The organism is Belnapia sp. (genome assembly GCF_059504005.1).
Genome location: NZ_JCACHU010000152.1, coordinates 1 through 21063 on the forward strand (window position 1 = coordinate 1; position 21063 = coordinate 21063).

General features: G+C 68.8%; 17 protein-coding genes and 3 pseudogenes. 1 reads left to right on the forward strand and 19 read right to left on the reverse strand.

The genetic code is table 11. The features are described 5' to 3' along the window. The 9 genes from AC5JJ1_RS22385 to AC5JJ1_RS22425 form a co-directional block, all read right to left on the reverse strand. Positions 1–1789, reverse strand: a 1789-nt coding sequence (locus AC5JJ1_RS22385; protein ID WP_495787327.1) for a molybdopterin-dependent oxidoreductase, incomplete at its 3' end; no start/stop codon positions are given. Positions 1790–1927: 138 nt separating this feature from the next. Then, entirely contained in the window at positions 1928–2059 is a 132-nt protein-coding gene (locus AC5JJ1_RS22390; protein WP_495787328.1) for a hypothetical protein, read from the reverse strand. Between the two features lie 589 nt (positions 2060–2648). Then, positions 2649–3647 (reverse strand): cytochrome d ubiquinol oxidase subunit II, encoded by a 999-nt coding sequence (cydB, locus tag AC5JJ1_RS22395; RefSeq protein WP_495787329.1) that lies wholly within the window; start codon positions 3645–3647, stop codon positions 2649–2651. A gap of 5 nt (positions 3648–3652) precedes the next feature. Next, the gene (locus tag AC5JJ1_RS22400) at positions 3653–5071 is read right to left on the reverse strand and encodes a cytochrome ubiquinol oxidase subunit I (protein WP_495787330.1); all 1419 of its coding nucleotides are present in this window, start codon (positions 5069–5071) and stop codon (positions 3653–3655) included. Then, the gene (locus tag AC5JJ1_RS22405) at positions 5071–5232 is read right to left on the reverse strand and encodes a hypothetical protein (RefSeq protein ID WP_495787331.1); all 162 of its coding nucleotides are present in this window, start codon (positions 5230–5232) and stop codon (positions 5071–5073) included. Before AC5JJ1_RS22405 ends, AC5JJ1_RS22400 begins: the two co-directional genes overlap by 1 nt. A 161-nt stretch (positions 5233–5393) precedes the next feature. Beyond that, positions 5394–8240 carry an ATP-binding protein gene (locus AC5JJ1_RS22410; protein WP_495787342.1) on the reverse strand — a complete coding sequence of 949 codons (2847 nt, stop codon included), beginning with the start codon at positions 8238–8240 and terminating at the stop codon, positions 5394–5396. A 360-nt stretch (positions 8241–8600) separates the two neighbouring features. Beyond that, the gene (locus tag AC5JJ1_RS22415) at positions 8601–8939 is read right to left on the reverse strand and encodes a carboxymuconolactone decarboxylase family protein (protein WP_495787343.1); all 339 of its coding nucleotides are present in this window, start codon (positions 8937–8939) and stop codon (positions 8601–8603) included. A 14-nt stretch (positions 8940–8953) separates the two neighbouring features. Next, positions 8954–9574, reverse strand: a complete 621-nt coding sequence (locus tag AC5JJ1_RS22420; RefSeq protein WP_495787332.1) for a cytochrome b — start codon at positions 9572–9574, stop codon at positions 8954–8956. Beyond that, positions 9571–10656, reverse strand: a complete 1086-nt coding sequence (locus tag AC5JJ1_RS22425; protein ID WP_495787333.1) for a catalase family peroxidase — start codon at positions 10654–10656, stop codon at positions 9571–9573. The genes AC5JJ1_RS22420 and AC5JJ1_RS22425 overlap by 4 nt, the downstream gene beginning before the upstream one ends. Positions 10657–11098: 442 nt before the next feature. Here AC5JJ1_RS22425 and AC5JJ1_RS22430 point away from each other — a divergent pair, with 442 nt between their 5' ends. After that, positions 11099–14083 (forward strand): ATP-binding protein, encoded by a 2985-nt coding sequence (locus AC5JJ1_RS22430; protein ID WP_495787334.1) that lies wholly within the window; start codon positions 11099–11101, stop codon positions 14081–14083. On the opposite strand, the gene AC5JJ1_RS22435 is transcribed toward AC5JJ1_RS22430, so the two are convergent. From AC5JJ1_RS22435 to AC5JJ1_RS22480, 10 genes and pseudogenes are all read right to left on the reverse strand, one after another. Then, complete coding sequence (locus AC5JJ1_RS22435; protein ID WP_495787335.1) at positions 14036–14914, reverse strand: hypothetical protein; 879 nt, start codon at positions 14912–14914, stop codon at positions 14036–14038. The genes AC5JJ1_RS22430 and AC5JJ1_RS22435 overlap by 48 nt on opposite strands. Positions 14915–15115: 201 nt before the next feature. Continuing rightward, positions 15116–16366 carry a cupin domain-containing protein gene (locus AC5JJ1_RS22440; RefSeq protein ID WP_495787336.1) on the reverse strand — a complete coding sequence of 417 codons (1251 nt, stop codon included), beginning with the start codon at positions 16364–16366 and terminating at the stop codon, positions 15116–15118. Between the two features lie 386 nt (positions 16367–16752). Further along, positions 16753–17178, reverse strand: a complete 426-nt coding sequence (locus tag AC5JJ1_RS22445) for a DUF302 domain-containing protein (RefSeq protein WP_495787337.1) — start codon at positions 17176–17178, stop codon at positions 16753–16755. Continuing rightward, positions 17175–17549 carry a hypothetical protein gene (locus AC5JJ1_RS22450; RefSeq protein ID WP_495787338.1) on the reverse strand — a complete coding sequence of 125 codons (375 nt, stop codon included), beginning with the start codon at positions 17547–17549 and terminating at the stop codon, positions 17175–17177. Before AC5JJ1_RS22450 ends, AC5JJ1_RS22445 begins: the two co-directional genes overlap by 4 nt. A 91-nt stretch (positions 17550–17640) precedes the next feature. Next, the gene (locus AC5JJ1_RS22455; protein WP_495787339.1) at positions 17641–17790 is read right to left on the reverse strand and encodes a nitrile hydratase subunit alpha; all 150 of its coding nucleotides are present in this window, start codon (positions 17788–17790) and stop codon (positions 17641–17643) included. Positions 17791–17808: 18 nt separating this feature from the next. Next, positions 17809–18003: a hypothetical protein gene (locus tag AC5JJ1_RS22460; RefSeq protein WP_495787340.1), complete on the reverse strand. Its 195-nt coding sequence runs from the start codon at positions 18001–18003 to the stop codon at positions 17809–17811. Positions 18004–18077: 74 nt separating this feature from the next. After that, the gene (locus AC5JJ1_RS22465) at positions 18078–18356 is read right to left on the reverse strand and encodes a hypothetical protein (RefSeq protein WP_495787341.1); all 279 of its coding nucleotides are present in this window, start codon (positions 18354–18356) and stop codon (positions 18078–18080) included. A 317-nt stretch (positions 18357–18673) separates the two neighbouring features. After that, positions 18674–19137 (reverse strand): annotated as a pseudogene (locus tag AC5JJ1_RS22470) (integrase core domain-containing protein); the annotation flags it as partial. A gap of 240 nt (positions 19138–19377) precedes the next feature. Next, positions 19378–20406: pseudogene (locus AC5JJ1_RS22475) on the reverse strand (IS110 family RNA-guided transposase). Between the two features lie 82 nt (positions 20407–20488). After that, positions 20489–21003: pseudogene (locus AC5JJ1_RS22480) on the reverse strand (IS3 family transposase); the annotation flags it as partial. Between the last annotated feature and the right edge of the window lie 60 nt (positions 21004–21063).

Consider the following 21063-nt stretch of genomic DNA (forward strand, 5'->3'; position numbering starts at 1 on the left):
CGACCGGCGTGCCGGGCTGCCCGCGCAGCGTCGTCACGTCGAAATACTGCTGGTTCTCCATGTGGTGGCGCAGCCGCTCCGGCGACTGGCCGGTGTAGCCGGTGCTCCAGGCGCCGCGGTTGATCTCGCGGAGGATGTCGGCGCCGTCGGGCTTGGTGCCCTTCACCGCGATATGCTTGAACAGCTGATCGGCGAAGCCGAGGCGCCGTGCCAGCAGGTACATCACCTCGTAGTCGTCCTTGCTCTCGAAGGACGGCTCGACAATCTTCTCGCCCCATTGCAGCGAGCGGTTGGAGGCCGTGCGGGAGCCGACCATCTCGAAGCTGATGCAGGCGGGCAGGAGGTAGGTGCCGTCCTTCCGGCCGCCAATCATCGAGAAGGTAGTCGGGTGCGGGTCTGCGACCACCAGCAGGTCCAGCGTCTCCAGCCCCTTCAGCATCTCGGGCATCCGGGTGACCGTATTGCCGCCATGCCCCATCACGATCATGGCCTTGACGGTCGAGGGCTGCTCCACCTGGTCGCGCGGCAGGACCACAGCGTCGAACCAGCGCGTGCTGGTGATGCCGGGCGTTTGCATCATCGCCTTACTGACGAAGCGGGACTGCATCCAGTCGTAGTCTACATCCCAGACGCGGCACCAATGGCGCCAGGCGCTCTCGTCCAGGCCGTAGTAGAAGGGCAGCGTGGTGCCGTCGAGGCCGCAATCGGTCGCGCCCTGCACATTGGTGTGGCCGCGGAAGATGTTCGCGCCCGTACCGGGTGCGCCGACATTGCCGGTAGCGAGGCAGAGGATGGAATAGGCCCGCACATTGGCCGTGCCGACCGTCTTCTGCGTCGCCCCCATGGCCCAGATCAGCGTGGCGGGTTTCTCGGTTGCGAACATCCGTGCCACCCGGCGGACCTGCTCCTCCTCCAGCCCGGCGACCCGCTGCACTTCCGCGGGCGGCCATTTGGCGACTTCGGCGCGGATCTCGTCCATGCCGTAGGCGCGCTGGCGGATGAACTCGCGGTCCTCCCAGCCATTCTTGAAGATGTGCCAGAGCATGCCCCAGATGACCGGGATATCCGTCCCCGGCCGGATGCGCACATACTCCGTCGCATGCGCCGCCGTGCGGGTGAAGCGTGGGTCGACGACGAAGAGGTGCGACCGGTTCAGCTCCCGCCCCGCGAGCAGGTGCTGCACAGCAATCGGGTGCGACTCCGCCGGGTTGCCGCCCATGATGATCATGGTCTTGGCGTTGCGGATGTCGTTGTAGCTGTTGGTCTGCGCGCCGTAGCCCCAGGTATTCGCCACGCCCGCGACGGTGGTGGAGTGGCAGATGCGCGCCTGGTGGTCGGTGTTGTTGGTCCCCCAGAAGGCGCCGAACTTGCGGAACAGGTAGGCCGCCTCGTTGGTGAACTTGGCCGAGCCCAGCCAGAACACCGCCTCCGGCGTGCTGCGCTCGCGGATCTCGAGCAGCTTCGCCCCGATCTCCTCGATCGCCTGGTCCCAGGACAAGCGCTGCCATTCCCCGTCCGCCAGCTTCATCGGGTATTTCAGCCGGCGATCGGTATGCACCAGCTCGCGTACCGACGCTCCCTTGGCACAATGGCTGCCGCGGTTGATCGGGCTGTCCCAGGCCGGTTCCTGGCCGAGCCAGACGTCGTCCTGCACCTCGGCGATGACGCTGCAGCCGACCGAGCAATGGGTGCAGACACTCTTCACCCGCTGCACCGGCTTCGCGTGATCGACGGGCCCGGCCTCGGCCGGACGCAACCGGCTCGCGCCAAGGGCGCCAAGCGCAGCCAAGCCGGCGCTGCCGAGTCCCGCGTCCCGCAGAAAGGTCCGTCGATCGACGCGCCCGTGCGGCAGCGCCTCACGGGCTGCAGCGAGGCGCCCGCCTGCAGGAGCAGTATGGCCGCGCTTGATGAGCATGGGCTGCGGCCCTCAGTACCGGTTGGTGCCATAGAAGGCCTGCACATCGGCGGCGTCGGCCTGGTAGCGCGGCTTGACCCGGTCGGCCGCGTCCTCCTTCGTGCCAGGGAGGGTGGCGCGCTCGGCGGTACCCGCCTGGGCCACGGTTCCGGCCGAAGCCAATCCGCCAGCGACTGCGAGCGTCCTCAGAAAGTTGCGGCGATGGTCGCTTCCTGGCCGGTCTGGCTCGTCTCGCCGCCTCGACATCGTCCATCTCCTCCTCTTCTGGACCGGACAATTGGTGGGATCGACCGGAGGCTTGTCCAAATCGCGGACCGATCCTGAGGACACGGATGGAAGTGTTCTTCCGAAACCGCACCTCGGATTGCGTCGATGAAGGCAGCTGGAGGAACCGGCCCGAACGCGGCCTGGGGCATCCGGCCGCGCCGGCTTGGCGCGCCAGGGCTGGATGTGCGGGGGCCCCGTACCGCCCTACAGGTCAGATGGCGGTGCAGGCTGGTCAGCCTCCAAGGCTCTTTCCCGGGCGGCTCCGCAGCGTGGAGCGCGATCGACGTGCTCAGGCCGCCAAGATCGGGACCACGGCGCAACCTCCTCGGGCGCATGCAGCCGGCCCGGGGCCGGCGAGAGTGCTCTGGACGGGAAGGAGGCGACGGCGAACTCCTCCGCTTCCTGCAGCGTCGTCCTCATCGTGGCCAGGGAAGCACCAGCAAAGGCCGGCAGCCTCGCGCATCGCTCAGTACCCAGCGTGGGACGCCGTGACCTTGCCGCGGAACACCCAATAGGCGTGCGCCTGGTAGGCGAGGACGATCGGCAACACCACGAGCAGCCCGACCGCGACGAACCGGAGGCTTTGCGGGTCAGACGCACCGTCCCAGATCGTCACCGACCGCGGCACGACATAGGGCCAGAGGCTGACGATGAGGCCGCCGAAGCCCAACAGGAACAGGAGGATCGCAAGCACAAACGGCATGGCGTCGCGCCCACCCTGAAGGCTGCGCCATAGCGCTGCCACGACCAAGGCCGTCACCACCGGCACCGGCACGAGCCAGGCGATATTCGGCCAGCCGAACCACCGCGCTGCCACGGCCGGGTCTGCGATCGCGGTCCAGGCGCTCACGACCGCCATCATGGCCGCGGTGAGAATCAGCGCAGCGTGGCCGATTTCCCGTGCAAAGAGCTGTGTGGGGCCTGTGGTCTTCCAGACCAGCCAGCCCGCTCCCAGCAGGGCGTAGCCGCCGACCAGGCCAATCCCACACAGGAAGCCCAGCACGCTCAGGAAGTCGAGCGGGCCTCCTGCGAACATGCCATCCCTCACCGGCACGCCGCCGACCAGGGCACCGAGAATCAGGCCCTGTGCGAAGGTCGCAAGCAGCGATCCGCCGGCGAAAACCACGTCCCAGATCCATCCGGAACGGTCCGCGTTCGCTCGGAAGGCAAAGGCCACGCCGCGCAGCACCAGGGCTATGAGCATCACAATGACGGGCAGGTAGCAGGCCGGCAGAAGGATGTAGTAGGCGGCCGGGAAGGCGGCGAAAAGGAGGGTCCCACCCATCACGAGCCAGGTCTCGTTCCCGTCCCACACAGGCTCGATGCTCTCCATCATCACGTCGCGGTCGGCGTCGCGCGGCGCGGCGAGGAACAGGATGCCGACGCCGAGGTCGAACCCGTCCGCCATCACGTAGACGGCGACGGCGAAGGCGGCGATCGCCGCGAACAGCAGTGGATCGTCCATCACCGTCACTCCGCTGCGCCAAGATCGATTGCCTGCCCTGCCCGGTACGCCACCGCATGCGCCGTGACGGCCTGCGCCGGGCCAGGACGCGCCTGGGCCCGTGCGGCATCGGCAGGGGTGGACTGCGGGCCGCGGCGCACGAGGCGGGCCGCGAACCAGAGAAACGTCAGCATCAGCGCCGCGTATAACAGAGCGAATAGCCCGAGCGTCAGGCTCACGGCGCTGGCGGCGACAGGCGCGACCGCATCCGCCGTCCGCAGCAACCCATAGACGACATAGGGTTGCCGGCCTGTCTCCGTGACCGTCCAGCCCGCAAGCACCGCGATGAAGCCGAGTGGTGCCACAAGCATGACGAACAGGTGGAAGCGCCAGGCGTCGAACAACCGCCCGCGCCACCGCAGCACCGCGCCGGCAACTGCCGTGCCGATCAGGATCAGGCCGATCCCAACCATGATGCGGAAGGCGAAGAACACGATGGGGACGTAGGGTCGCTCTTCCCTCGGCACGGATGTAAGCCCTATGACTTCCCCATCCCATGAGTGCGTCAGGTAGAGGCTCCCAAGGCGTGGGATCTCCACGGCCCAGCGATTGCTCTCGGTTTCCATGTCCGGCCAGGCGAATAACGTCGCCGGGACACCGCGGCCGGTATGCCAAAGGCCTTCCATCGCCGCGAGCTTCACGGGCTGGTACTCCCGCGTGTTCAGCCCGTGCTGGTCCCCGAGCACCGCCTGGGTGGGGGCGAGCAGCAGCGCCGCCCACATCGCCATCGAGAATGCCCGGCGCGCGGCCTGCGGGTAGTGCCCCTGCCGGAGGTGAAAGGCCGATACGCCGGCGATGACGAAAGCGCTCGTGAGAAAGCTGGCGCAGACCATGTGCAAGACGCGGTAGGGGTAGGATGGGCTGAAGATCACGGCAGCCCAGTCCACGACATGGAAGATGCCATCGGCATCGCGCGCCGCCCCGGCCGGCGTCTGCATCCATGAATTGGTGGCGAGGATCAGGCAGGCGCTGAGCAGCGTCCCGCCTGCAACCATGCAGCAGGCGAAGAGATGCCCCCCGCGGCTGACCCGCCCCTCGCCGAAGAGGACTATGCCGATGAAGCCGGCCTCGAGGAAGAAGGCGGTCAGCGCCTCGTACATGAAGAGCGGGCCGAGGACGTTGCTGGTGGTCCTGGCGAAGCCCGCCCAATTGGTGCCGACCTCGTAGCTCAGGACGACGCCGGTGACCACGCCCATGCCGAAGGCCATGGCGAAGAGGCGGGACCAGAACCGCATGAGATCGCGGTAGACGGGCTCGCCGGTCCGCCACCACCGGAAGCTGAGCCAGGCCACGAAGGAGGCGGTGCCGATGCTGATGGTCGGCCACAAGATGTGGTAGCCGATCGTCAGCGCGAATTGCACGCGCGAGAGGAGGACGACGTCCATCACCGCAACTCCGGCCGCGCCGGGGCGCCGTCCAAGGCGACCTGGCGGCGGCGGTCCGTGCCGGCGCCCCGTATGAGCAGCGCCTCTACCGTCACCCCGGAGAAACCCCAGCCGCCGGCCAGGCCGTGATCGTGACGGATCGCCTTCAGCTGAGTGGTCATGGCCGCTCCATTCGCAGGACGGGTGCGTCGTGGACGCGGCCATCCTCACCATCTCGACGGCGAAGGGTCTTTCGGAACGGGGTCGGGGATTGTCCAGATGCGCGCCTTGTGGCCCGCCTCGCGATGCAGGCGCGGTGCGAGGGCCGTCGGCGGCGCTCCCGCTATTCCAGTTCCTTTAGCATGGCTGTGGCGTGGAGCAGGTCCGCCGTTCCGAAGCCCTCGGTGAAGCGCCCATAGACCTGTGCGAGGAGGTGACGCGCCTCGTGGCCGCGGCCCTGGCGGCGCCACAGCTCCGCAAGGCTTGTGGAAGCGCGCAGCTCCCACGACACCGCACCCTGCTCGCGTGCGATGCTCAGCGCCTCCTGCAAGTCCACTTCACCCTCGGCGGAGAAGCCCGGACCCGGCCGCGCCGCACGCAGCTCGCCCCGAAGGCGCAGCAGCTCCGCCAGGTACCAGCGTTCGCCGGTCCGCCCGCAACGGGCGAGCATCCCCTCCAGGGCGGCCAGCGCGTTCTCCAGTCCGCCCCTCGCTGCGATGCCCTGAGCGAGCGCCGCCACGAAGGGTGTCAGGTATTGCACGAAGTCCACGCGTTGTAGCGTCTCCACCGCAGGCCGGAGGAGCCGTAGCCCGCCCTCGGAATCGCCGCGCCGGACCAGCAGCTCTCCTTCGAAGCAGTCGGCATAGGCACGCCAGACGTCGAGGGCGGGCTCTGTCGTGTAGCCGCGCAGGATCGCCAGGAAACGCTCGGCCGCGGCGAGGTCGCCCGCCAGCAGGGCGACGGGGCACGCCGCCTGCGCGAGCGCGTTGCATAGCGTCAGGCCATGGCCGCCGGCCAGCGCGTCCGCGATATTGCTTTCAACCTCCTGCATTGCCCGGTCCGCGAAGCCTTGCACCCAGAGGACACGAGCCAGCGTGATCCGCGCCGTCACCCGCTGGTCGAACTGGAAGCGCACGACATGCGAGCGGCGGGCTGGGGCGACGTAGCGCTCCAGCATCCGCTCGACATGTTCGCGTGCCCCAGACTGGTCGCCCAGGAAGTGAAGCGCCGCCGCGGTCATTCGCTCGCCGACGAGCCGGTCGGCCGGCTCCGGCGCGGCGGCGGCAAGCGCACAGAACCGGCGCGCGAGCGCCAGGGAGGCACGGAACTCCCCGTGGTTCTGCCGGTCCGCCCAAAGCGCCCAGACTGCACGCAGCTGGTAATCCGTGTCGCCGAGCCGCTCGGCGAGGCCAAGCGCAGTCCTCCACGCCTCCGCGCTGCCGTCCAGCCGCGCGGTTGCGTACATTTGCAGCCAACCGAGCGCGGCATGCAGGCGTGTCCGGCGGCGCTCGTCCCGGTCGGGGCCGGCTTCGAAGGCCGCCAGCGCCCGCTCGACGCGCCTCAGGCCCTCATCCATCAGGGAGAGCTGGCACCACAGCGGCACGGCCGCCGCCGTAAGCGCGACGCCGACGGCGGTGTCCCCGCCCGGTGAGAAGGCCCAGTCCAGCGCCGAGCGCAGGTTGCCGAGCTGCGGGGCGTAGGCGCCGACCCATTCGGCCGTCGGCCGCGTCTCCCACTCCGCCTCGGCGCGTTCGAACAGGCGTCGGACGTGCTCGGCGTGGCGGCGCGCCAGCGCCTCCGCCTCGCCGGCCTGTGCAAGCTTCTCCCAGGCGAAGGCGCGGGTCGTGTCGAGGAGGCCGTACATCGCCTCGGCATCGCCGCCCCTTACGACCACCAGCGACTTCTCGACCAGCGACGCCAGCAGCTCATCCACCTCGGGCCCTGCGATCTCGTCGCCCTGGGCTACCTCTGCCGCCGCGGCCAGGCCGAAGGCGCCGTTGAAGACCGACAGCCGGCGCAGCACCGTCCGCTCGGGTGGGGTGAGGAGCCCGTGGCTCCAATCGAGAGTCGCCCGCAGAGTGCGGTGCCGCGGGAGCGCCGTGCGGCGGCCGCGCGTCAGTACGCGGAAGCGGTCGTCGAGGAGGCCCGCCAGCTCGCGCGGGGAGAATGCGTCGGCGCGGCCTGCGGCGAGCTCGATGGCGAGCGCCATCCCGTCCAGGCTGCGACAGATCTCCGCCACAGCCGGCGCGTCTGCATCACGGAGGTCGAAGCCGCCAAGGGCCGCAGCCACGCGCTCGACAAAGAGCTGCACGGCCGGAAAGCGGAGGGCCTCCGCTGCCGTGAGCATGCCGGGCGGCGCTGCGGGCGGGATGCCGAGCGGTGGCAGGCGCCGGACCCATTCACCCGCCGCACGCAGCGGCTCGGTGCTCGTTGCCAGGACGCCCAGGCCCGGCCCGGCCGCGAGCAGCGCCTCGGCCAGGGTCGCCGTGGCCTCGATGACATGCTCGCAGCCGTCGAGCACGACCAGCAGCGCCTTGTCCCGCAGGAAGGACGCCAGTGCCAAGCCAGCATCGCCGCCGCGGCCCGCGATGCCGAGCGCGGAGGCGAGCGCGCCAGGGACCAGCGAGGGATCGTTGATCGGGGCGAGGTCGAGGAAGGCGATGCCGTCAGGGTAGGACGACGCCACCGCATCGGCGACGGCGAGGGCGACCGTCGTCTTGCCGATCCCACCGGGCCCGACCACCGTCACAAGGCGGCGGCGCCGCAGTTCCGTCGCAACGCCATTGACGTCGTCCCTACGACCGATCACTCGCGCCGGCCGGACGGGCAGATCGTGGGTCATTGCGCGCAGCCGCGGCCCGGCGGGCTCGGTGTCCGGCCACCGCCCGCGGGTGACCGGCGCCACCAGGCTGTAGCCGCGGCCGGGAATGTTGGTCACGAAGCGGCGGCCCGGCTGGCCATCGCCCAGCGCCTTGCGGAGTGCCGCGACCTGCGCGCGCAGGTTGGCCTCCTCAACGGCGATGCCGGGCCAGACGCGGGCGGTCAGCTCGTCCTTGCCGACGACCTCACCAGGACGTTCTGCCAATGCAACCAGGATGTCGAACGCACGGCCGCCGACCCGAAGCGGCCTGCCGCCCTCAAGCAGGCGCCGCCTGACCGGATACAGTTCGAATGGCCCGAACACGATCACCTGTTCCAGCAACCGCTCCGTCCCTCCAAAACGTCGTTTGGGGGCTTTACTGGATTTCTGAGACAAGTTTCGCAGTCATCTGCCGCCAGCAGCGCTTTGCCGCGAACGCAACATCGCGAGCAGTCCGAATGCTTGGGAACCAGAGGGCGACCTCTTGGGCTGCAGCGGGATTCGTCCGGTCGGAGAAGGCCGCCCCAGCCTGCTGCGCCACGCGGTCAGCAGGGTGCGAGGGGTTGGGAGGCGACACGGGCCCTATCGCCTCCGTCGGATAAGCACTTGCCCGGTGGGCTCACCAGGACCGTGGAGGTCTTTTATCCGCCGGTACCCACCCGGTATCGCATTGCAATGGACGGGTCGCGGCTAGCCGGTCAAGGCCTTGTGGGCGTCGAGGACGCGCGTGGAATAGACCAGAGCGGCGCCGGCGTTCACAGCGGCGGCCGTCCCGAGGGCCTCGGCGATCTCCTCCTGCGTCGCGCCGGCCTTCGCGGCGGCGGCGGTGTGGACGGCGATGCAGCCGTCGCAGCGTACGGTCACGGCCACGGCCAACGCGATCAGCTCGTTCACCTTCGCGCCGAGCAGCGCCGTCTTGCCGGCGGCTCCTCCAAGCGTCTGGTAGCCCTGGACGATGTCGGGGCTGATACGGCCGATCTCGCCGACCCCGGCGAGAACCTGGCCGTGGTAGGTCCGCCAATCCAGCATGGTCATCCTGGGCCTCATCTCTCGTCGTGGTTGGGGATTGCGTCGGCGCCGAGCACGAGGGCCGGCGCGGGACGAACGGGCGCAGCCGGGCGCGGCGAAGGCCAGGGCGCCATGGCCTCGAGGACGCCGTCACGCCTCACCACCGCGTGGAACAGGGCGGCGGCGAGGTGCAGCAGGATCGTGGCGAACAGCAGGTAGGCCAGCCAGACATGGGCCGCATGGAGCAGGGCGTGGAGCCTGGCATCGTGAGGCGCGATCGGCGGCAGGTGAACAGGGCCCCAGAGGACGATCGGGTAGCCGCCGGCCGAGAGCATCGCCCAGCCGATGACCGGCATCGCCAGCATCAGCCCGTACAGCAGGACATGCGAGGCGCCGGCGCCGAGCCGTTGCCAGGGTGGCAGGTCCTGGGGGAGCGGCGGCGCGCCGTGTCGCGCACGGACCCCAAGTCGCACTACGGCAAGTGCCAGAATGGCGATGCCAAGCGGCTTGTGGATCGAGACCAGCACCCAGTATCGCGGTGCGACCGTAGACACCATGCCGACGCCGATGAACAGCATCGCCAGCACAGCGGCGGCCATGCCCCAGTGCAGCGCGCGCTGCGCCGGCGTGAATCGCAGAACCCGCGGGCGGATCATGGCCGGGCTCCACCCTGCTGCCACGGATAATGGCGCGTCTCCGCGGTGCGCCGGTCGAAGGAATTCGCATAGGCCGAGGACCGGGCCGGGAGCAAAGGGTCGTCGGAGGGCAGGATGCCGGCCGGTAGCACCAGGGGGTCGTAGTTGTAGTCCCGGCACGGGCCAGCCGCCTCGGCCTCGGCCCGCTCCACGACCAGCGTCCCGACCTCGGCCTGCTCCCGGCCTTCGGGCCAGGCGCGGGTGGCGTCATCGGTCGGGTCTCCTGGCGTAGCGAGCGTGACGACGAGGCGCCAGCGCAACTCGCCCTCGCCCTCGCCCAGGCGCCGCACCAGGTCCGCTTCGAGAAAGTCGGGGCCGAGGCGGGCCAGGTCCGCCTGCGCCAAGGGCTCAGGTGGCAGGGTGGCGCGCATGGACCACCGCGCGGCGCGGCGGGTTCCATCGGCGGCGACGAGGAGGAAGGCGTTCAGGGCGTTGTAGTCCTGGTCGGCGTAGCTGCCGGTCCAGGGCGCGGTGCGGGCCCAGTTGAGGAAGGCCGAGGCCTCCGGATGCGTTGCGAGGAAATGCGGCAGCGCTGCGGGATCGGGCCGCCCGGTCAGCGGATCGAGATCCGTGGCCAGGGTCATGTCGTAGAAGGCGCGCGGGGTTGATACGGCGAAGACCGGCGAGCTGTTCATGCCGCTCCGCCACTCCTGGCCGTCCGGTGCCAGCACGCGGATGGCCATGCTGCGGACGCGGCCGGTGGCGTCCGGCGCGGCCGGGTTGCCGGTGGCGATGGCGAAGCGCCCGACCACCGGGTATCGGCCGGCCGCGAACATCGGCGCCGTGGAGAGGCGCTGGCCGGCACCGTTCGCCTCGAGGCGGCCGGTGAAGCAGATCCCCTTGGCATGGTTCCGCCGATGCCCGAGCGGGTCGCCGCCACGTTCGCTGAGGGCGTCCACCATGCGGTCGGGCGTGAGCCGCCCGGGACTCAGCCAGCCTGACGTATAGGCAAAGGCCAAGCCCGTGCCGCCCACCGCGGTGCCGATCACGACCGCCGCGGCAAGCAGGCGCGTCCCCATGCCCAGGCCTGCGAGGCTACGCATGGCGGGCCGCATCCACGGGCGCGATCGACCCTGCGGCGCCGCGATCCGCCCACGTCACCGAGCGCATCCGGCCGCTGCCTCGGATGCGTCCAGGCGGGCGGCCGGAGACCCCCAGCCAGCGAGCAGCGCCTCGCCAAAGCCCGACCCGGCCGTGCGGCATCGCTCGCGCTCCTGCATCCGCATCCTCCTCCCCTGACGGGTCTGACCACGGCCTGCGCAGCGTCATCGGCCGAGGCACAAGCTATGGGACGAACCCTGGGGCATGCGGATGCCTCCGTCTTTCGGAAGCGCACCAGCCTTGCGGCGCCGCGCGGAGGTCGGCCCGTGGGCCTGCAGGCTGTGGCTTGATCGCCTACCGGCTCCGGGGCATGCGGCAAATCCCCGAGGCAATTTGTGCATGCCGGGATACCGGACCAAGCTCCGGCGGGGCGGGGTGCGGGCGATGGACCTCTCGGGGAGGGGCAGAGACGTATACGTTTTCGAGGAGCTGGAGATCGACCTCGCGCGGCGTGAACTCCGCTCGCGTGGGGTTCCCATCCCCACGGGCGACCGCGTCTTCGGCATCCTGGAAGCGCTGGTCGAGGCCGCGGGCGAGACCGTCACCCGCGCCCGGCTAAAGGAACGCGGCTGGCCGGGCCTGTCTGTCGAGCCGAATACGCTCGACGTGCACCTGTCCGGGCTCCGCCGAGCCCTCGGCTCGCGTCGCGCCCTGCTGCAGACCGTCTCGGGCCAGGGATACCGCCTCCTCGGCCGTTGGAGGCTCCAGGCGGCAGGCCTTGCGGCCTCCGCTGGCAGCGCCGCCGCCGCGTCGCCGTCCACCAACCTGGCGCGGCGTGGCGACGGCCTAGTCGGCCGTTTGGAGGCGGTGCGACAGGTCCGTGAACTCGCTTCCACCTGCCGCATCGTCACGCTGACGGGGCCCGGCGGCATCGGGAAGACCAGCCTGACGGTGGAGGCCGTGCGCGGATTGGCCGCGGCGGCGCAGCGCGACTGCTGGTTCGTCGAGCTCGCCTCCTTGTCCGACCCTGGCCTCGTGCCCTCGTCGGCGGCGCGCGCGATGGGGCTGAAGGACCCTGGAGAGGGAGGACATTCGGCCGTCTCGGTGGCCCGCGCGATCGGACCGCGGCGGGCCTTGCTCGTGCTGGACAATTGCGAGCACGTCGTCGATGCGGCGGCCCGGTTGGCGGAGGCCGTCGCGGGCCTCTGTCCGCACGCGGCCGTCCTGGCGACCAGCCGTGAGGTGCTGCGGATCGCAGGCGAGCACGTGTTCCACGTGCCGCCGCTGCGGGTACCGGCGGAGGCTACGACCGCAGCGGATGCGCTGATCCGGTACGGCGCCGTGGAGCTGTTCCTGGCCAGGCTAGCCGGGCGCCGTCCCGGGATACTGCCTGGTGCCAGCGAACTCGCCGCCATCGCCGCGATCTGCCGCCGCCTGGACGGCATCCCACTCGCCATCGAGCTGGCAGCGGCGCAGGCGGCCGAGCTCGGGCCGCACGCGGTGCTCACCCAGCTTCCAGACCGCCTCGGCCTTACCGCGGGCGGTCGGCGGACCAGGCCGCGGCGCCACCAGACGCTGCGCGCCACGCTGGACTGGAGCCATGACCTCCTGCCCGACGCCGAGCGCCGATTGTTCCGGACGCTCGGGGTTTTCCGCGGCGGCTTCACCCTCGAGGCGGCGGCAGCCGTCGCGGGCGAGGCCCGGGCCGCGGCCGTGGCGGAGACGCTGGCGTCCCTGGTCGAAAGATCCCTGGTGATCCTCGAGGATGCCGGCGCCGCCCCCCGCTGGCGCCTTCTCGAGACGACGCGGGCCTATGCGCTCGAGACGCTCGCGGCGAGCGGCGACGCGGCCGCGGTCAAGCAGCGCCACGCGGCGTTCTTCCGCGCCTTCCTCTCACCGACCGCATCGGGGCAGCAGGGGCTGACCCGGAACCAGCGCATGGCCCTGTATGGACGGGAGCTCGACAATGTCCGGGCTGCGCTCGACTGGGCCAGCTCTCCCGGCGGCGACCGCGAGGCCGCCGTGGCAATCACCGCCGCCTATGTCCCCGTCTGGATCTACTTGTCGCTGACGACGGAGTGCGACAAGCGCGTCTCGCAGGCATTGGACGGCGGCGGCCCCGGCTCCGTTCCGGAGGCGCGCCTCAGGATGCAGCTGCTGATCGCGCTCGGCGTCGTACTCGTCTACGCGGCGGAGCGTCCGGAGCGGATCGAGGCCGCCCTCGCCCAGGCGCTCGAGCTCGCCCGTGGCCTGGAGGACGCGCAGGGCGAGTTGCTGTGCCTGTGGGCCCTGTGGAACTCATACAGCCATTCCGGCCGGCAGCGGGCGGCGCGGTCCTCCGCCGAACGCTTCGCACAGCTCGCCCACCGCCGGGGCAGCCCGGCCGATATCGGCGTCGGCGAACGGCTCCTCGGGACCACGCTGCACTACACCGGCGGCCAGGACGAAGCCCGGCGCCGCCTGGAACGGGTTCTCAGGCACCATGTCGCGCCGGCCGAGGAGCAGTACCCACGGTGGTTCTACCAGGTGCAGCACCTGTCCTGCCGAGTCATCCTAGCACGGGTACTCTGGCTCCAGGGCTTCCCGGATCGCGCTTCCGCCATGGCGGAGGCGAGCCTGAACGAGGCGGATGCCTCCGGACAGGAGTTGCTCGTGCAGTTCTCCTTGGCCATCGCCGTCTGCCCGATCGCGGTGGCGACTGGCGACCTCGCTCGAGCGGAGCGAGCGCTGACGCTGCTGGTCGAGCCGGGCGTGGGTGAGGGCCTGCTGTTCTCGCGGCTTCTGGGCTTGTGCCTCAAGGGCCAGCTGCTCGTCAGGCGGGGCGACTACGCGGCCGGTTCGGATGTATTGCGTGCCGCTCTGGAAGCCCGCAGGAAGGCCGGGTGGACGGCGTGCCACCCGGAGTTCCTGGGCACGCTCGCGGAAGGCCTGCTCGGCCTCGGCAGGCTTCGTGAAGCCGGCACCGTGATCGAGCAGGCGCTCAGATGGTCGGAGCGCAGCGGTGAGTTCTGGTACGCCGCCGAACTCCATCGGATGAAGGGTGAACTGGCGCTGCTGGGCGTGGAGCGCCTGAGAACGAGACGGGCAGAGAGGGCCTTCGCAAAGGCCCGTGATCTTGCCCGCCGGCAGGGCGCCTTGGCATGGGAGTTGCGCGCCTCCTTGAGCCTTGCTCGCCTTCGGGTCCTACAAGGCCGCCAGCGGGACGTGCGGCGCTTCCTGGCGCCGGTCTGCAGCCGGTACGCCGCGAGGACCGGTTTGACGGAACTCCGCGCCGCGCGGGCGATGCTCAAGGCCCAGCCGAAACGGAGTATGGCACTGCCGAGGAGCATGCATGCGAGGATGGTCCGACGCAGGCAGGCTCGTCCCGCCCAGCCGCGGGAATCAGGCGAAGTCGAAGCGCCACAGCGCGCCGGCCCGCCCCTCGCCTGACGTGAACACGATGCTGCGCCCGTCCGGCGACCAGGCCGGATGCACGTTATGGACGTCCACGGGTTGGCGGATCGCGCGGGCGTGGCCATCCAGGTCGGCAATGAGGATCCGGAAGCGCCGCTCCCCCTCCGGCCTCGCCGATACCGCGATCCGCCGCCCATCCGGGCTCCAGAACGGCTGCTGCCAGTCGCCACCGCCGGTCGTCACCTCCTGCGCGCCCGAGCCGTCCGCCCCCGCAAGCCAGATCCGGAAGGCGCCGGTACCGCCATCGGTCGAGAATGCGAGCCTCGTGCCATCCGGCGACCACCAGGGCTGACGGCTTTCGCCCAGCCGATCCGTAAGCTGGCGGGCATCCTGGCCGTCCGGACGCACGCTCCAGATGTTGAGCCGGTTGCCGCCCTTGCGGGAGAAGAAGGCAATCAGGCCGTGCTGCGACCAGCAGGGTCCGAAGCTCCAATGGGCCGCGTCTGAGATGCAGGTCACGGCGCCGCTCTCTGGGTGCAACACGTAAACCGCGTTCTCACCATTGCGGTCGGAGCTAAAGGAAAGGAGCCTGCCATCGGGACTGGGCGCCACACGCCCGTAATCATTGGCCAAACTCAGGTGAAGCCGGCGCGCCTCCGTGCCATCAGGCTGTATAGTCCAGATCTGCGAGCTGCCGGCACGCGTGGATGCGAACAGCAGGCTCTGCCCGTCGGGCATGTAGCTGGCTCGGTTGTCGCCCCTGCCGGGCTCGGTCAGGCGCTGGAGCGCTCCGGCCATAACGTCCACGGCGACGGCAGGCGGGAAGGCGCCGGCGCAAGCCGTGCGCAGGAACCGTCTGCGGTGCATGACGCCTCCCTTTCCGCCGGCAGGCGCGAGGGCCGCTGCCTGCGCAGGCCCTCCCATGATAGTCGCAGCACGGCTCGGGACGTCAGGCGACAGCGCCGCTGCAGTGGCGTAGCCCGGGGCGGCACCATGCCGCAACGGCATGGCTCTACCGCGTGCCCCACCCGGCCTCCCGGAAAGCTGAGGCGACACAGCGTCAAGCCATCACGCAGGCGCAACGACGTTCCTCACCTTCGTAAATTGCTCCACGAATTTCGGGTCGAGATTGAGCGTGGCCGCAACCATGGCCGGCGGCGTGCAGGCCAGCCACTGCGCCAGTGAGAACTCCTCATAGCGGTCCGCCCTGAAGATCTCCATGAACATCAGGTCTGAGGTTCCAGTGTTTTCCACATAGTGCCCAAGGTTCTTCTTGACGTAGCCGACGTCGCCGGCGCGAAAGTCTGTGGTCTGTGCGGCAGGTCCGACGTTGAACACCGTCATCCGGCCAGCGCCCTGCAGGTAGTACTGCCATTCGTCCGCGTTCGGATGCCAATGCATCTCGCGCATCCCGCCCGGCTTGACCGTGACGAGGGCGGCCGCAATGGTCTGCGACACCTTGAAGTTGCGGCTGTCCGCGATCTGTACCTTGCCGCCCGCGGTCTCTTTGGTTGGGGGCATGCTGGACAGCGCGAAGGTGAAGGGCAGGGGCGGCTCACCATTCGGTCCCCTGGCGGCGGCTTGGTCCGCGGCGAGCGGGCCGGGAACCTCGCCCTGGAAGATCCAGCGTTGGTGGAGCGGGATACGCCCGAACCCCTCGACGGGCAGGCCAAAATTCTTGGCCAGCACCTCGGGCGGCGTATGGGCCACCCAATCTGTCACGAGCAGCGTGTTGTATTCGGACTGCTCGCCACTGTCGAAGGCAAGCACGAACTCCGCCCCGTCCGGACCGAGCCCCTGCAGCGAATGCGGGAAGCCGGCGGGAAAGTACCAGAGGTCGCCCGCTTTCACGTCCTGCACGGATGACCGTCCTTCCAGATCCAGCACCGTCACGCGACAGGCGCCCCTGGTCATGACCGCCCACTCCGCTTGTTGGTGCCAGTGCATCTCTCTGATGCCGCCTGCCGCCAGGCGCATGTTGACGCCGGAGATGGTGGTGGAGATGTGGAAGTCGGACTGCGTGACTTGCCGCGCCCAGCCGCCATTCTGCTGCCGCCGCGGCGCGATGTTGAAGGAGTTCCAGACCATCGGCATCTCGCCCACATCCGTGGGCGGCGGGTCGATGAAGGAAGGGAAGTTCCCGGCCAGGTCCGGATTTTGCGGGCCAGGGTCGGTCTGGCTTTGCGGGTTGGAGTTGATCGCGCCCTGAGGCGGGAGGTCTGGATTGCCAAAGCGGCCTTCGGCCCGCGCGGACACGGTGGCCGCCGCTCCAACAGCCGCTCCGGCAGCCATGATCGTGCGCCTCGATACCTGTTCCATGGTTACTTCCTCGCTGCGCTAAATTGGCTCCCCATGTCCTCGCGCAACGCGGCGCATTTGGTCTTTCGGTCCGGGCGTCCTTTTGTCGCATCGGTCGAATCCACCGTCCGCGACAGGCTTAAGGCGGCTTCCCTGGGTCGACCGCACGGCCATGGTGCCCTGGCCGGTCCATCAGATCACCAAGACGGGGAGGCTGGTGGCGGCCTCGCACTGCATTCTCCGAACCGCATTGTGCCCCTCGTCCTGCCCGCGGCAGTCCCACGCACCCGATACCGGCACGGTCTGCCGAAGCCTAGCCTCACTGCCTGGTCGTAGGGTGTGGCCCTCAAGGAAACCGATAGGGCAGCTGCCCATGAGTTGGTCCGCCGGTCCGCCTCGTGCCGCCCTCAAGGCGCCTTGCCATTACCGATCTGTACCGCCGTCGCCTCGTGGGCGACCGCTGCCATTGCTTCCGTCATCTGGGTGAGCAAGGGCTCTGCGTCACTGCCGATGCCGTGGCGCGCTGCGAGCCAGCGCGGCTCGTCGTAAGCAAGCCAAATATCACCACCATCGTCCTGCCAGACCAACACCTTGAGCGGGAGATCGATGGCGATCGTTCGCACCTCCTGCATCAACGGCGTGCCAGCCCGCGGATTGCCGATGAGGACAACAACGGTCGGCGGGAGCGCGATGCCGGCCCCTGCAGCCGCGGCTGCGTGGTCAACCCGGGCGAATACCACCATGCGGCGGGCACTCGCCGCGGCGACCACCCGCTCCATCGTATCCGCCAGGCCGTGCGCACTCCGCAGCTTGATCAGCCCCTGCGGCGTCATGGGCCTAGCGGCGTGGCCGCAGCCTCGCCCTCCGCCGCGTCGGTCTGCCACCGGGTCTCGATCTCCGCCATCTTCCGCGCCAGCTCTCCGTGCGTTAGAACGCCTTTATCAAAGAGGATATTGGCGAAGGCAGCCATCCATCGCTCGTAGTAGATCAAGCCCGCCACCATTTCGGCGCCGAGCGCCTCGACGCCGCGACGCTTCTCCTCATTATTGGTGATCTGCTTGAAGTCGAGGACGTCGGCGAGCGCATGACAGCGCTTCTCCCAAGGCTCAAGCTCGAGCTCGTGCTCGACCCGCTGGATCGGTGCGGCAGGAAGGCCACCGATATCGTTGGGCAGACGTCGCAGCAGATCCTCCGGCTGGTTCATAATACGGCGCCTCCTTGGGACAAGTTGCTCCGCGGCTCGGCCACTGCGCATGCCCGGTAGCGCTTTAGCTTATAACAATCGGGCGGCAAGCTCAGCACCAGGCGGGGTAGCAGGAACAGAGCGTGCAAACGATTAGATTATGGATCCCGTCGGTGTTCTCGAGCACGATCAGACGCGTGTCGTCGTAGAAGCTGATGCCGAGTTCCTCGCAGGCGGCATGCCCGTCGGCGAGCAGGCGCACGTGGAAGGCTGGATCAGTTCAGGCGCGAGCAATCACGCTGGCACCAAGTGCTGGCGTTCGGGAGTCAAGCACTTCGATCTGACGGCGGAGCTCACCGGAACCGATCAACCCACGTTCGAGCAGCAGCTCTCGCACGGCGGTCTCCATGACCTCGAAATAGCCATGCCGACCCGTCTCATCGGTCGAGGCGTGATGTTGGCCGTGGTTATCCATCCTCATGTCCTTTCCAACCAATCTTCGAACATCTCAATCCGTAAGCTGTCATGAGCCGACCCGGCATAACTTGGCTAGAGCTTCGCCAGCGGGATCGCTATGCGATAGTAATAGCAACGCTTAACAGCATTTCGGCCGTAGGCCTCTTCTTCGTTATTGATCATTGTCGGTTCGACCGACACCTCGACCAAGGCAGTCTTGCCTGGAGGTGAAGCGGCACCCGGTAATGCCCAATCGTCGACCAAGTAGCCACGCGAACGCGATCGCCAGGGCTGAAGTCCGGGCGCCTCACCCAGCGCGAGCACAAGGCCGAATAGCGGCGCCGCATGGCTAGGCAGCGGGTTTTCACCCATCACAATACCCTACATAGCTCGGAACATTGTGCGCCACTCTTGAAACACAAATAGGCGCATTCCAGTAGCGGGCGGTTGGCAATGCTGATCTCCAACAACATAACCTAGCGCATGCCAAACGTCCCGAACTTGCGGCGGAGCGCGGTGTATTTCGTATTGGCGGATTGAGCGCGGATGACATCCAAGCGACGAGTGTGGACGTGATCAGCCCTCACGAGGCGGTCCGGGCTGGATTTGAGTGGATAGCCCGTCCGGCGATTTGCGCAGCGCCTCCTGAGCCGGAACCGCGCTTCCTGAGCTGCTACCTGGCCCTGCCTCACCATGGTCTCTGGGGCGGGCGGCCTGTAGCCGAGGGAGGAGTGTGGCCGCTCCTCGTTGTAGTGACGTCGCCATTGCTTGAGCAGCACCTGAGCTTCCCGAAGCGTATTGAACACCTCGCCGTTCAGCAGCTCGTCGCGCAGCTTGCCGTTGAGGACCCGACGTCGCCATTCTCCCACGGGCTGGCCTTCTCGATGTAGGCCGTCCTGGCGCCGGCGATACAGGCCTCCACCGTCTCGGCGACAAACTCCGGCCCCTGGTCCGAGCGGATATGTCCCGACGCGCCGCGGGCGATGAACAGGTCGGCTAAAGTGTCGATGACGTCCGCGGAGGAGAGCTTCCGTGCCACCCGGATCGCCAACGCCTCGCGGGTGAACTCGTCGACCACGCAGAGCATGCGGAACTTACGGCCGTCTCGGGTGCGATCCTCGACAAAGTCGTAGGCCCATGTCTGGACGGTCCGCGCCTTGCAAGCATGATCTGGGTGTTTGGCTTGGCGGCGCGCTTGCGGTCATGTCTTCGGCCTCCTGTTGCCCCCTCGCGGGGGCGAGCCTGGATGGGTTCCGCGGATTGGGTCCCATACAGACGTGCGCTCCCGAGGAGCGGTGGGCGTACCGGGCTGCTCCAATCCTGGTCGCGTCGACCGTCTTCGCCATCCTCCCTGATCACTCTCGCAAGTTCACCGCCCCCGCAGCCCGGCCGTTCAGGCCGGTGCCACGAAGCTCTTCCGGTAGGTCTCGCCGCGGACCATCACCGCCCAGGCGATCCTGGCCGTTTTGTTCGCCAATGCCATTGCGACTACATTCCAGGTCCGCCGCTCCAGCATCTGCGTCAGCCACGGCGTCCGATTGGCCGGTCGTGCCCGCATCCAGCGCAGGACAGCCTGCGAGCCCGTCACCAACAGTCGGCGCAGGTAGACGTCGCCTCGCTTGCTGATGGGGCCGAGCCGCTCTTTGCCGCCTGTCGAGTGCTGGCGGGGCACAAGGCCGATCCAGACCGCGAAGTGTCGGCCGGAGGTGAACTGCGCCGGGTCAGATGCGGTCGCGGCAATGGCAGACGCCGTGATCGGACCGATGCCCGGGATGGTAGCCAGCCGTCGGCTGATATCATTGGCGCGATGCCAGGCCAGGAGCTTGGCCCCCATCGCTGCCTCGCGCGCCTCGGCTTCGACCAGCTGCAGTCCGAGTTCGCGGATGACCTCCCGTGCCAAGTCGGGCAGCTCCGCCGTGACGGGATCGAGCGCACCCTCGACGAGACGCCGCAGCCCGGCGCGGCCTTACGGGCCGACAACGCCGAACTCGGCGAGATGGGCTCGGATGGCGTTGCCGAGGGAGCGGCGCTGCGCAATCACCAAACTACGGGCGCGATGCAGCATCAGTACCGCCTGCTGCTCGCGCGCCTTGACCGGCATAAACCGCACGGTGGGGCGCATCACCGCCTCGCAGATCGCTTCGGCGTCAGCGGCATCGTTCTTGCTTCGCTTTACATAGGCCTTGACGTAGCTTGGCGGAACGAGCCGGACCTGGTGACCCAACGCCTGCAGTTCGCGTGCCCAATGGTGTGCCGTCGCGCAGGCCTCGATGCCGACAAGGCAGGAGGGCAGCGCCCGGAACACCTCCAGCACCTGCCCGCGCCGGACCCGCTGTTTCAGCACGGGCTTGCCGGTCGCATCCGCCCCATGGACCTGAAACACGTGCTTGGCGACGTCGAGACCGATCGTCGCTACCTGCATGGCCGCCTCTCCTCAGCTTCGATGCACTGCCAGCCAGCTTGCCACAGCCAGTGCGAGGAAGCGGGGACCGTCCATCCCATCAGACGTGCCGAGGCCCCTTCGGCCGCAGCCGCACGCAGGAGCCGTCGTTCAGCCACAGCCTGCCCCTCTTGGGCTGCCGCTGCGGCACCTTCAGCCCCTCGCGTCGCCAGATCCGCTCGACCCGCTTGCGGTTCACTGCCCAGCCCGCATCCCGCAGCAGCGCCGTGATCTCCCGATACCCGTAGCGCCCATAGCGCTTGGCCAACTCGACGATGTCGGCCGTCAGCGCGGCCTCATCCGCCGCCCGCGGCGCTTTTCGCTGCGTCGATCTGTGCTGCCCCAGCACCGCGCAGGCCTTGCGCTTCGATACGCCGAGTTCGCGCACCACATGCTCAACGAAGGCCCGCCGCCGCGCGGGGCTCACCACTTTCCCGCAGCGGCTTCCTTCAGGATGACCTTCTCGAGCGTCAGGTCCGACACCGCCTCCCGAAGCCGCGCGTTCTCCCGCTCCAACTCCTTCAGTCGCCGCACTTGGTCGAGCTTCAGGCCGCCAAACTCAGTCCGCCAGCGGTAATACATTCTCTAACTGAGGGCGGGCGCAGGGTGATCCTGATCCTCCTCCCTGGTCCGGCGCAA